General features: G+C 39.1%; 14 protein-coding genes and 2 pseudogenes. 15 read left to right on the forward strand and 1 reads right to left on the reverse strand.

Going from position 1 to position 11900, the window contains the following annotated elements:
• The first annotated feature begins 170 nt into the window (after window positions 1-170).
• The 15 genes and pseudogenes from AX762_RS10000 to AX762_RS10055 all read left to right on the forward strand — a co-directional run bounded on the left by AX762_RS10000 (window position 171) and on the right by AX762_RS10055 (window position 11454).
• Entirely contained in the window at window positions 171-779 is a 609-nt protein-coding gene (locus AX762_RS10000; protein ID WP_071848995.1) for an acyl-homoserine-lactone synthase, read from the forward strand.
• Window positions 779-1537, forward strand: a complete 759-nt coding sequence (locus AX762_RS10005; protein ID WP_071848996.1) for a ThiF family adenylyltransferase — start codon at window positions 779-781, stop codon at window positions 1535-1537. Before AX762_RS10000 ends, AX762_RS10005 begins: the two co-directional genes overlap by 1 nt.
• Before the next feature lie 260 nt (window positions 1538-1797).
• Complete coding sequence (locus AX762_RS12825; protein ID WP_177244087.1) at window positions 1798-1938, forward strand: hypothetical protein; 141 nt, start codon at window positions 1798-1800, stop codon at window positions 1936-1938.
• Window positions 1939-2157, forward strand: a complete 219-nt coding sequence (locus tag AX762_RS13430; RefSeq protein ID WP_071848997.1) for a helix-turn-helix domain-containing protein — start codon at window positions 1939-1941, stop codon at window positions 2155-2157.
• A complete protein-coding gene (locus AX762_RS13200) occupies window positions 2154-2333 on the forward strand; it encodes a hypothetical protein (protein ID WP_083432915.1) in 180 nt (59 codons plus the stop codon). The genes AX762_RS13430 and AX762_RS13200 overlap by 4 nt, the downstream gene beginning before the upstream one ends.
• A pseudogene (locus tag AX762_RS13205) lies at window positions 2284-2949 on the forward strand (IS66 family transposase); the annotation flags it as partial. The gene AX762_RS13200 and the pseudogene AX762_RS13205, both read left to right, overlap by 50 nt.
• A gap of 9 nt (window positions 2950-2958) precedes the next feature.
• Window positions 2959-3168, forward strand: coding sequence for a transposase domain-containing protein (locus AX762_RS13435; RefSeq protein ID WP_371261674.1), 210 nt, complete (start codon window positions 2959-2961; stop codon window positions 3166-3168).
• A gap of 442 nt (window positions 3169-3610) precedes the next feature.
• On the forward strand, window positions 3611-4315 hold the full coding sequence (locus tag AX762_RS10025; protein WP_071848999.1) for a bacteriorhodopsin: 705 nt from the start codon (window positions 3611-3613) through the stop codon (window positions 4313-4315).
• 93 nt (window positions 4316-4408) lie between these two features.
• Window positions 4409-5011: a fasciclin domain-containing protein gene (locus tag AX762_RS10030; protein ID WP_218162506.1), complete on the forward strand. Its 603-nt coding sequence runs from the start codon at window positions 4409-4411 to the stop codon at window positions 5009-5011.
• Window positions 5012-5432: 421 nt separating this feature from the next.
• Window positions 5433-5633, forward strand: a complete 201-nt coding sequence (locus AX762_RS10035) for a hypothetical protein (protein WP_071849000.1) — start codon at window positions 5433-5435, stop codon at window positions 5631-5633.
• The gene (gene tnpB / locus AX762_RS10040) at window positions 5620-5979 is read left to right on the forward strand and encodes an IS66 family insertion sequence element accessory protein TnpB (RefSeq protein WP_071849001.1); all 360 of its coding nucleotides are present in this window, start codon (window positions 5620-5622) and stop codon (window positions 5977-5979) included. Before AX762_RS10035 ends, tnpB begins: the two co-directional genes overlap by 14 nt.
• A 373-nt stretch (window positions 5980-6352) precedes the next feature.
• Window positions 6353-7456, forward strand: a pseudogene (locus tag AX762_RS13210) (IS66 family transposase); the annotation flags it as partial.
• A 21-nt stretch (window positions 7457-7477) separates the two neighbouring features.
• The gene (locus tag AX762_RS13440; RefSeq protein WP_371261675.1) at window positions 7478-7627 is read left to right on the forward strand and encodes a transposase domain-containing protein; all 150 of its coding nucleotides are present in this window, start codon (window positions 7478-7480) and stop codon (window positions 7625-7627) included.
• Between the two features lie 745 nt (window positions 7628-8372).
• Window positions 8373-10691: an ABC transporter permease gene (locus tag AX762_RS10050; RefSeq protein WP_071849002.1), complete on the forward strand. Its 2319-nt coding sequence runs from the start codon at window positions 8373-8375 to the stop codon at window positions 10689-10691.
• Between the two features lie 4 nt (window positions 10692-10695).
• A complete protein-coding gene (locus AX762_RS10055; protein WP_071849003.1) occupies window positions 10696-11454 on the forward strand; it encodes an ABC transporter ATP-binding protein in 759 nt (252 codons plus the stop codon).
• Window positions 11455-11812: 358 nt separating this feature from the next.
• Here the strand turns inward: AX762_RS10055 and AX762_RS13445 are convergent.
• Window positions 11813-11900 (reverse strand): IS3 family transposase (locus AX762_RS13445; RefSeq protein WP_143139312.1); only part of this gene is annotated, 88 nt, incomplete at its 5' end.

An 11900-nucleotide genomic window follows, 5' to 3' on the forward strand; every position in this document is an offset into this window, starting at 1 on the left:
GTTTATCATCCTATATTTTTTTATTTTTAAAATAACTAGCCTATAAAAGTTTAACATTTTTTTGGTTAAATAACTATAAACCAAGAAAAAATGTCGGAAATCCTTTTAATTCATTGTTAATTCACGTTCAATAAAAGAGTGACAAAAGTTTTTTGAGGGAGTGTGTTAAATTGGAAGTCAAAGAAGAATATTTTTTTAGGAAAGCAGAGGGTGCTCTAAGTAAGGAAGCAATCGCATTGCATCATCAGCGTTATAAAGAAGTTGGTTTTTTTAAACAAAATGAGAATGATCTTTACAAAGATTATTCGACTTATTTTGTTGTTCAAAATGCTAATTTAAAGGAAGTTGTTGGAGTTACTAGACTCATTTTTATGTCATTGGATGATCTTCCAACTATGAAACATTTCAATATTTTTGATGTTGAAAAAATAAAATTAGCAGGACTCGAAAAAAATAAATATGCAGAAATTAGTGCATTTACCAAGATGCCGAAACATGATGTGGGATTAGGTCTAATGAGAACAGTTTTAAGTTATTCATTAAATAACGGTCTTACACACTGGGTTTGTTGCATCGATGAGAGAGTATACCGATATATGCAACGAATCTTTAAATTTCCATTTGAAGTCATAGGCGAACCGAATGTTTATCTTGGGTCAAAAACGATTCCATGTGTGATGAATCTATCAGAATGTCTTGCAGCATTAAAGATGAAACGACCTACCTTATACGAGTATTTTGTGGAAAGTGAAGAAAATTTACTGGAGGGAATAAAATAATGATTAAGGATCAATTTATTCGAAATTTAGGAATTATGACAGAAGAAGAAGTTCAGAAACTTCATGAGACAACGATTGCTATAGCGGGCTGCGGTTGTATTGGTGGCTTTTCTGCTGAATTGCTTGCTCGTATGGGTGTTGGCAAATTAATTTTGGCAGATCCGGATGTTTTTGACGTTTCTAATATCAATCGACAATGTGCGTCAACACATCTTACAGTTGGACAGAGAAAAGCAGAAGCATTAAAAAATCATTTACTTACCATCAATCCCGAGATCGAAATCAGCTGTTATCATGAAGGGGTCAATGAAAAGAATGCACCATCTTTTGTGGATGGAGCGGATTATGTAATTGATGCTATCGATTACTTTGCATTTCCTGAATCTGTTGCTCTCCATCGTGCCGCTCGTCAGAAAGACTTGTTCGTGACGACTGCGGTAGCTCTTGGTTTCGGCACTTCCGTGATGACTTTTTCTCCAGTGGGATTAAAGCTTGAAGAATATGTAGGTATATCGGAGGATAAAACAATTGATGAATTACAAGGTCAAGCATTTCCACCGTCCAAATATGCTCAAAAACTTCCTGAATACGTAACAGAAGAAAAAATAGCAACCTGGGTTGAAGACCGTACCATACCAACGATCAGCGTAGGGCAGGCATTAGGACCGGGTGTCCTTGTTTCCAAACTTGTTTTACATATATTAGACCGAAAAGTTCCCCAGATCGTTCCAGAATATTTTCAATTACAATTTGAGTAAAGAAAGAGTTTAGAGTCAAGTCATTATATTAACTTTATGGTTCAACTACATAACAAGTTATTATTATCATGGCTGATACCACTTCTATTTTTACAGTTGTATGCATTGTTATATCGACACATGTTGAGACAATCGTACTGCTTAACTAGTTAATAATATAGAACCCCCTGAAAATGGCGTGTTTACGTTGTTTGATATGCTCTCTTTATGAAGGACAGTGAATAACAAAAACACTGTTAATCATAAAGGGGGCATTTATCATGTCACATAAAACAAAAGGGACTGCAGAAGAAGAGATACTTCTCATACAGAGATACTTGACGGGGGAAATATCTGCATCAGTAGCATCTAAAATGGCAGGAGTAGATTACACATCATTTAAGTCCTGGGTTCATCTTTAAATGCAGGAAGGATCTCTTGGACTACTTAACACTGGATATAATCGAAGCTATAGTCAAGAACTCAAAACTAAGGCTGTAGAGGCGTATCAGTCAGGAGAAGGCAGCTTGTCAAATATCTGTATAAAATTCAGAATTAGAGCAACTCGTCAACTACGAGAGTGGATAAAGTTGTATAATAACGGCAAGAACTTCAAAAAAAAAGTGGAGGAAGCCGTATGAAAACTTCAAGAAAAACTAATCTAGAAGAACGTATTCAAATTGCAATAGAGTGCATGGAGTCCGGAAACGATGTATCAGAAGTTCGAGCAAAAAGTACCAGCCTATCGACAAGAGGCTTACTGGGATCTGCTCAATTATCCGATACCCCGCCAAACCATTACGAACTGGCACATTAAAATGTCCCAGTAATATTTCGAAGAGCTCGTGGCTGAAATGCGACAAGAAATCCTGAACCAGAAGGTTCTTCATGCCAACGAAACAACCTTCAAAGTGCTGAATGACAAGGACCGACAAAAGTCCTACATGTGGTTGTTTAGTACGTGCAAATATAGCGAGCACGCCATACATATCTTTAAGTTTGGTCCGTCACGCAGCGGATCTGTTCCCAGAGAATTTTTAGAGAATTATACCGGCTATTTACATAGTGATGGATTCTCAGGGTACAACAATCTTCCAGGTATGACGATGATCGCTTGTCTCGCGCAGATTAGACGAAAGCTCTATGACGCACGTCCAAAGAATTATTCCAGTAAGAGTGTGACCTTGTGTAACGCTTTGTTTGCGCTGGATAAGTCCTTAAAAGACTTATCCGTTACTGATCGTTATGAACAGCGTCTGGAACTATTAAAGCCGAAGCTCGAGAAATTCTTTGAATGGTGCGCCTCATTGACTGCGCATGGAAATCTCGGGACAGCGGTCAACTATGCGCTGAATTAAAAAGAGCGAATGATGAATGTTCTCAGCGATGGTTGTCTAGTGCTTTCCAATAATTTAGCTGAGCGTGGAATCAAGTCACTTGTCATGGGAAGAAAGAACTGGCTCTTCTCTAAATCCTCTAACGGTGCACATGCCGTCGCGACTATTTCAAGTCTCGTCGAAACAGCCAAATCCAACGGATTACATTCGCGAAAGTATCTCGATTACCTATTAACTCACCTGCCAAATCGACAAAATACATCTTTGGAGGCTTATTTACCATGGAATCCAAAGGTGCAGATGGAATGTCGCTAGACATTCATACTATATTTCGGACATCTCTCAGTATAGAGGTGTCTGTTTTTTATGTGTAGGCACTCAACTATTCACCGCTTACGACTTTTCTGATCTACTGTGCGAAAATCGAGGATTTTCCTGTGCATTAGCTATTAAAGGAGCTATATTAGTAGAAATCACCACTCCTAGCATACCCACAGTAGCAGTTTTAGCGAATATTCTGTGCTGTCTTTTCATAAATAACATTATTCTTTCATTTTTGTAATTTTATACTTGAAATTTACATTTAAATTTCTCAGGAGCTTACTTTTGTTAATTTTTTTGATATATATTATACTTGCGCTGAAAGGAGGAAAGCGATATCAGCGGCAATCAAATCGGATGGAATTGATTGTTATATCTTTTTATAATGATTAGATGATAGGAAGATACTGCTTAATTCGAGGAGAGGCGGTTCATTATGGATAATTTTATTTCACAAGGTCATTGGTTTTATGTTGCAGTCATGCTTATTGGGGCTCTCTATTTTTACATTCAAAGTAGAGAACCTAAAGGGGTACCGAAATATGAGTATATGATTGCAATTTTCATTCCCGTATGGTCAGCAATAGCTTATTTTTCAATTGCCGCAGGGCAAGGGTTTTTAGAAGTTTCTGAAAGGACAGTATACTTTGCAAGATATTTAGATTGGGTGTTTACGACACCGTTATTGCTTGTAGCGTTAGCGTTTACAGCGATGTATTATACCAAAAAGAATATTTCTATTATTTTATCTCTTGTATTTTTGGACGTAATCATGATTCTGACCGGTCTTATAGCAAGTCTTTCAGAAAGCCCTTTAAACTATGCATGGTATTCTATTGGAACAGTCGCTTTACTAATCATTTTTTATATTGTTTGGGTACCGCTGAAGAATATTGCGAAAAAAAGTGATGAAAAACTCTATCACCATTATAGAAACGTAGCATTATATTTAACCCTTTTCTGGATTGGTTACCCAACAGCGTGGTTACTTGGTCCTTCTGGTCTAGGAATAGTATCACAATCAATAGATGTTACAGCTTTTATACTGTTACCTATTTTTTCTAAAGTAGGATTCAGTATCTTTGATCTTAAAGGTCTAAGAGATCTTGAACCACAAACTATTAGACAAAATAAAAATTAGTTATTCTTCGTAAAAGTAATTTGTAGTTAGAGAATGAGCTCATTCTCTATTGTTTAAGAGTTCTTTTATACTATAAGAGAGGGTGGATTTATTATGAGTAAAGAATTATTGAAGAAGTTACAATTAGGTGTAATTTCGCTCGCAGCCGTTGGATTGTTTGCAGGATGTGCAACAGACGATAATATGGAAGAGGATCCAATGGATGAGGATACAACTATGGAAGAGGATCCAATGGATGAGGATACAACTATGGAAGAAACCGCTGAAGAAGATATTGTCGGTATTGCACAAGGTAATCCTGATTTCAGCATTTTAGTATCTGCTCTTCAAGAAGCAGAACTTGTTGAAACTCTTCAAGGCGAAGGTCCTTTTACAGTATTTGCACCGACTGACGCTGCATTTGAAAATCTGTTAGGTGAATTAGATATTACAGCTGAAGAATTACTTGCACAACCTGATTTAGGTGATATTCTTACGTATCATGTTGTTTCTGGAAAAGTTTTAGCTGCTGATTTAACAGATGGAATGACCGCAGAAACAGTTAATGGAGAAGAATTAACATTTGACTTATCGGGAGATCCCATGGTGAATGAATCCGCAATAAGTACAACCGATATTGAAGCAACAAACGGCGTTGTACACGCGATTGATACAGTTTTGATTCCTTCTGATTTTGAATTACAAGAAGTAGAGTAAGACACTAAAGAAGAAGCTGTAAATCCAGTTGACGAAGAAACCGAAGAAGATGCAGATTAATTAACTCTAAAGTTTTTTGAATTTGATAAAAGTAGACCACACTAATAAAAAGAAATGAACTCTCAAACATTTTGAAAATAATAAAACGTTATAAAATTGAACAAAAAAATCACCTATTAACTTATGAAGTTTCATATTCGTTGATGTTGTGTCCCTCCCCCAAAATTTGGAGTTAGAGATAACAACATTATTATGCAGCGAATTGAGTGTCTTGCTTTCGGTAATTAACCGAAAGTAGGACACTCAATTTTTTATATTTTCCCTTCAAAAAAATGGTAAGCGATGAATAGCTAGGTACCTGTGAGTCCTGCCGGTCTCCTGTTAAAATTGAGACATCTTAAATACGCAGGAGGTTTTTAATTTGGAAAAGAATAAACAAACTATCGTACCTGTGAAGTTGCAGGACGATCAAAATAATCGTCGAACCGTTGGGAAGCCCCTGCCACAGAAATTAGTGGCACATTTAAAAAACAGTCAGACAGAGCTGCTTATATATGAGGGGATCAAACCATCGACGTTGAAAATTCTCCTTATGGAGATGGCTATCAATGAAGCTCGTTGACTTTACTCAAGTAGAGAATATTTTTATTGTGTGTGGGAAAACGGATATGCGTCGCCAAATCGATGGATTAGCCGCAACAATCACTGAAGAATTTGATATGGATGTTTATAACAACGCTCTCTTTCTATTCTGTGGTGGAAGTAAAGATCGGTTCAAAGCTCTTTATTGGGAAGGCGACGGCTTCCTTCTCTTATATAAACGATTAGAGAATGGTAAATTGAATTGGCCTCGTAACCAGAACGAGGTTCAAAAGTTGACGACACAACAGTTACGTTGGATTCTGGAAGGATTATCTATCAACCAGAAAGTCTCCATTAAAACTACGGTTAAAGGGAGTATAGCCTAAGAAACGAGAGAGGAATTGATGAAAATTTCAATGACTCTCTCGTTTTCTTTTTTTAATTATAGTAGAATTTAACTACCATTTATGTGAGGAGTAGTGTTCATGTCTATAAAGAGCAAAAACAGTTTGAAGTGATTATTGAAAAGCTAGAAAAAATTATAGAAGAAAATGGAAAACTGAGAACGACGATCGCTCAAAAATATGATGAGCTTTCTTTACAGAAAGAACAGATTGAATTTCTAACTCAAAAACTTTACGGTCCAAAAAAGAAACCTTGAAAAATGATCCCAACCAGGGAAACTTGTTCAATGATTGCCTTTTTAGCGAACCAGAGCAGACTGGTGACCAAAGCGACGAAGATGAATTCATTGTCGCTTTGGTTGTCCGTCGCAAAAAACGCAAAGGGTTTAAAGACCAGCAGTTAGCGTCTCTTCCGACGGTCGATCATATAAATGAAATTGAATCCTGCACTTGCCCTATATGTAAAGAAGCAATGAAAGAAGTGTCTACGCAGCTGATTCGCCAGGAAGTGAAATTTATTCCGGCAAAAGTTGAAAATCACAGACATTTTCAGAAGACGTATGCGTGTGCGAACTGCGAGAAAAGCGGGACGCGCACACCTTTTTCAAAATCTGAGATCCCTAGATTACCACTAAATAATACAGCTGCATCTGCGGCACTTATAGCGGAAACGATGTATCAGAAGTTCGAGCAAAAAGTACCAGCCTACCGACAAGAGGCTTACTGGGATCTGCTCAATTATCCGATACCCCGCCACACCATTACGAACTGGCACATTAAAATGTCCCAGTAATATTTCGAAGAGCTCGTGGCTGAAATGCGACAAGAAATCCTGAACCAGAAGGTTCTTCATGCCGACGAAACAACCTTCAAAGTGCTGAATGACAAGGACCGACAAAAGTCCTACATGTGGTTGTTTAGTACGGGCAAATATAGCGAGCACGCCATACATATCTTTAAGTTTGGTCCATCACGCAGCGGATCTGTTCCCAGAGAATTTTTGGAGAATTATACCGGCTATTTACGTAGTGATGGATTCTCAGGGTACAACAATCTTCCAGGTATGACGATGATCGCTTGTCTCGCGCAGATTAGACGAAAGCTCTATGACGCACGTCCAAAGAATTATTCCAGTAAGAGTGTGGCTCATAAGAGTTTGACCTTGTGTAACGCGTTGTTTGCACTGGATAAGTCCTTAAAAGACTTATCCGCTACTGATCGTTATGAACAGCGTCTGGAACTATTAAAGCCGAAGCTCGAGAAATTCTTTGAATCGTGCGCCTCATTGACTGCGCATGGAAAGCTCGGGACAGCGGTCAACTATGCGCTGAATCAAAAAGAGCGAATGATGAACGTTCTCAGCTAGGGTTGTCTAGTGCTTTCCAATAATTTAGCTGAGCGTGGAATCAAGTCACTTGTCATGGGAAGAAAGAACTGGCTCTTCTCTAAATCCTCTAACGGTGCACATGCCGTCGCGACTATTTCAAGTCTCGTCGAAACAGCCAAACCCAACGGATTACATCCGCGAAAGTATCTCGATTACCTATTAACTCACCTGCCAAATCGACAAAATACGCCTTTGGAGGCTTATTTGCCATGGAATCCAAAGGTGCAGATGGAATGTCGCTAGACATTCATACTATTTTTCGGACATCTCTCAGTATAGAGGTGTCCGTTTTTTATGTGTAGGCACTCAACTATTCATCGCTTACGGATAATAATAAAGGATGAATTGTAATGACAGTTATATTTTCAGTTTTTTTGATTCAAGCTTTAACTAAAAGAGATTATAGTTAAGAAAATCGAAAAGAAAATTCGGCGAGTTGAATAGTTACATTTTGTTTTGATACGTCGTACATTTCGGTGTGCTTAAAATAAAGTAGGTGCTATAATATAATCAATAAATGGATGTAATTTATCTAAAGCAGACTTACGACGGTTAACTAACATTTTCCCTAGTATCTTTTTAATTATGTCTAGTAATAACCTATATCGATGTCTGTTTGAGTGCTTATATGTAAGTCAGGGTTAAAGTGATTGCTCGGCAGACCATACATACCCAAACACAGACATAAGCGACGTGGATGTAAATAGTACATAGATTGCTTAAGGCTATATGCAGGAATTATTCTTTGGAAATCCACAATCATACATGCAGCAAACTATACTCTTCTTTACGATTGATGATGTAACCGCTTTTTAAAATCTGTAATAGTGTCATCGTTTTTTAACCCTAAGTGATTTTGCACTAATTAAAGTTTTTCTGAACCATATATTTTATCTTTGAGAGCAATAACCATATGGGAGTTGTATTACGATTTAGGTAATTACTTAAATCGCAATACAGCTAAGATGATTAAATAGAGAGGTGACTTATGTACTACAAGCTGATCAAAAATGACTTCAAAAAAAGTAAAGCGGTGACCCTGACTACTGTATTTTTTGTCGCAGCCGCTGCTATGCTGGTATCGCTGGCTATGATCCTGGTCATTAATCTGACAGGTGCGATTGACTCCATGATGACCAAGGCTGAAACACCACACTTTATGCAGATGCATGCCGGAGAACTGGATATGGAGCGCCTGAATATTTTTGCCGAGGAAAGCGAATTTGTTGAAAAGTCTCAAGTACTGGAATTCCTTAATCTTGAAGGATCTCGAATTATTTTAGATGATAGCTCGCTCGCCCAAAGCCTTCAGGATAATGGTGTCTCCAGGCAGAGTGAAAAATTTGATTATCTTTTAAACCTTGACGATGAGATTATAACTGCTGAAGATGGAGAGCTTTATGTACCGATCAACTACATGAGAGAGGGGGTGGTTGGGGTTGGCGATAGGGCTTTGATTAGCGAAAAAGAGTTCACTGTAGCCGGTTTTCTCCGTGATTCGCAAATGAATTCTACTCTCTCTTCATCAAAGAGATTCCTAGTTAGTGACAATGATTTCGAGGAGCTGAGGAGCTCTGGTAGCATTGAATACCTAATTGAATTCAGGCTCCATGATTTATCAGACCTCGGGGCGTTTGGATCTGAATATAACGCCGCAGGCCTCGAAGCAAATGGGCCGACGATAACCTACCCTCTTTTTAGATTGATCAATTCAATTTCTGACGGAATGATGATCGCAGTCATCCTGCTGGTTAGTATTATGGTTGTATTGATTGCTTTTGTATCCATCAGGTTTACCCTGCTAGCAAAAATCGAAGAAGATTATCGCGAGATTGGCGTGATGAAGGCTATCGGCTTGCGCTTATCTGATATCAAGAGGATTTATCTGGCAAAATATGCGGCTATTGCCTTGATCGGTTCTGCAATCGGTTACGCGCTTTCTTTTCTGTTTAAAGATCTGTTGCTGGTCAACATCAGGCTTTTCATGGGAGAAAGCGACAATGCTTCACTTGCCCCACTATTTGGAGCGTTAGGCGTATTTATTATAGCTTTGACAATCATGATCTACGTTAACCGAGTTTTGAAGCGGTTCAGAAAAATATCCGCTGCAGAAGCAATCCGTTTTGGTATGGCCCGGGAAAGACACACTACTTCAAAGCGGTTACTACTCAGCGAAAACAAGCTCTTTAATCCCAATATGTTTCTCGGGGTCAAGGATGTCCTTGCCAGAAAAGCTCTTTATGCTACCATGCTCGTAGTGCTGATCATTTCGGCCTTTATCATGATTGTTCCGCAAAACCTCTACAATACAATTTCTTCAGAAAATTTTGTTACCTATATGGGCATCGGCAGGAGTGATATGCGTATCGATATCCAGCAGACCGACAATATTGCTGAAAAGACTGCTGAAGTAGCAGACAAGATAGAGACAGACGGTGACATTGCCAGTTATGCCCTGCTGACCACTAAAACATATGATGTGATCATAGAAGACGGCTCTACAGAAAGGATCATAATAGAACTCGGCGACCACTTAGAGTTTCCCCTGGAATATACTGAAGGTAGTGCACCTGTTGTCGAAGATGAGATTTCCCTGTCGGAGATCAATGCAAGGGAGTTGGAAAAGGTTACAGGTGATTCCGTTACTTTGCTTATAAACGGTTCAGAAAAGGACTTCACGATCAGTGGCATTTATTCCGATGTAACAAACGGCGGAAAAACGGCTAAAGCTGCTTTTGCAGACGATACGGCGGAAACGATGTGGAGCATCATCAATATAGAACTTGCAGATGCTTTCATGGTCGAAAGCAAAGCACGAGAATACCAAGGCAACTTTGGTTTTGCCAAGGTTTCAGCCATTGATGAATATGTACTACAGACTTATGGCTCTACTATTAGTTCTGTTGGCACAGCGGCCTATGCTGCAGCTGCTATCGCTTTATTCATAGGTGTATTGGTAACGCTGCTGTTCATGAAAATGTTGGTCGCCAAAGAACGCTACGCTATCGCGGTGATGAAGGCTTTTGGATATACAACCCGCGATATCAGGATGCAGTTTGCGTCACGCGCAGTATTTGTACTGCTCGTAGGAGTGGTCACCGGCACTCTGCTGGCAAATAGCCTAGGGCAATTACTGGCCGGACAGGCGATTGCTTATGTTGGAGCTTCTTCCTTTTCCTTTACAATCAATCCAGTTTTATCTTATTTGCTCAGCCCGCTGCTGATGTTAAGTTTTGTAATGATTGCCACAGTAGCCGGAACAGCAGATATTGCGCAGATCAAAATCTCTGAAAATATAAAGGAGTAGTCTGATGAATAAAATTATAATAGCTGAAGCTCTAGTCAAATCCTTCGGTGTGGGCAGTGAAAAAACTACTGTTCTTGATGAAGTCTCGGTAGAAATCAATGAGGGAGAGTTCGTCGCTGTTATGGGTCCTTCAGGGTCTGGGAAGACTACTCTGATTTTTGCGCTCAGTGGGATGGACAATTTTGAATCCGGAAAAGTTACATTTGAAGATCAGGATATTTCAACCTTAAGCGAAAAAGAGCTGGCCGATATCAGGAGAACCAGGATGGGGTTTGTTTTTCAGCAGCCAACCATGTTAAAGAACCTGAATATCTTAGATAACATTGTGCTCCCTTCAATGCGTGACAACCGAAAGAAGGGAGCACAAGTATCGACTAAAGCCAAAAAACTGATGGAGAAAGTGGGTATTTCCGAATTGGACGAGCGCGACATTACCCAGGTTTCCGGAGGGCAGCTTCAACGTGCGGGTATCTGCCGTGCGCTGATCAACAATCCGAAAATCATTTTTGGGGATGAACCGACCGGGGCGCTCAACTCAAAAACTTCGCAGGAAATCATGGAGATCTTTTCGGAACTTAATCGGGAAGGGATCACCATAATGTTTGTTACCCACGATGCCATGGTGGCGGCACAAAGCGAGCGTGTCTTGTTCATGATCGATGGTAAGATTGTCAGTGAGGTGCATCTTCCTAAGTTTAACGGTTCAGAGTTGGATATGAGAATTGAAAAGATCCGTGCGGAAATGCTGAAAGAAGGAATTTGACACCTTCGGGGAACAGGCGCCTGAAAGTTTTTAACTAAGTGTCAACGATTCGTTTAACTGAATAAGCAAAAAAACCAGCATGGAAAATAAATTCCATACTGGTTTTTTATGAGACTGCAATGATCTCGATGGGGAGTTGATATTGAAAGTTGAATTAATTGAATTCTTTGTAGTAATCCGTTTCTAATATTTTAACGGAATAGTAAAACTTATTGTCTACAATCAGAGAAATGGTATCGATGTAATCATAAAAATCATCGTTAATATCTTCTTCAGTAGGTATAAATTCCTTAGTAGCAGAATTATACCTACCTCTGTCTAAACCGGACCCTATGTCAAGGAGAGTATAAAAAACACCCTATGCTGCGGGTTGTAAAAGAAGCTGGCTTCGGTATGATACCGGAGTCAATTTTTTTAGTTTCCATTGTCCTCGTTCGTTGTTGTAA

The organism is Alkalibacterium sp. 20 (assembly GCF_001885615.1).
In the GTDB taxonomy this organism is placed as follows: Bacteria; Bacillota; Bacilli; order Lactobacillales; family Carnobacteriaceae_A; genus Alkalibacterium.

Bases quoted from the DNA above. Each gene is read 5' to 3' on its own strand.
- tnpB (WP_071849001.1), top strand. From the start codon at position 5,620: ATGAAGCTCGTTGACTTTACTCAAGTAGAGAATATTTTTATTGTGTGT.
- AX762_RS10030 (WP_218162506.1), top strand. From the start codon at position 4,409: ATGAGTAAAGAATTATTGAAGAAGTTACAATTAGGTGTAATTTCGCTC.
- AX762_RS13200 (WP_083432915.1), top strand. From the start codon at position 2,154: ATGAAAACTTCAAGAAAAACTAATCTAGAAGAACGTATTCAAATTGCA.
- AX762_RS10025 (WP_071848999.1), top strand. From the start codon at position 3,611: ATGGATAATTTTATTTCACAAGGTCATTGGTTTTATGTTGCAGTCATG.
- AX762_RS10005 (WP_071848996.1), top strand. From the start codon at position 779: ATGATTAAGGATCAATTTATTCGAAATTTAGGAATTATGACAGAAGAA.
- AX762_RS12825 (WP_177244087.1), top strand. From the start codon at position 1,798: ATGTCACATAAAACAAAAGGGACTGCAGAAGAAGAGATACTTCTCATA.
- AX762_RS13430 (WP_071848997.1), top strand. From the start codon at position 1,939: ATGCAGGAAGGATCTCTTGGACTACTTAACACTGGATATAATCGAAGC.
- AX762_RS13435 (WP_371261674.1), top strand. From the start codon at position 2,959: ATGGGAAGAAAGAACTGGCTCTTCTCTAAATCCTCTAACGGTGCACAT.
- AX762_RS10050 (WP_071849002.1), top strand. From the start codon at position 8,373: ATGTACTACAAGCTGATCAAAAATGACTTCAAAAAAAGTAAAGCGGTG.
- AX762_RS10055 (WP_071849003.1), top strand. From the start codon at position 10,696: ATGAATAAAATTATAATAGCTGAAGCTCTAGTCAAATCCTTCGGTGTG.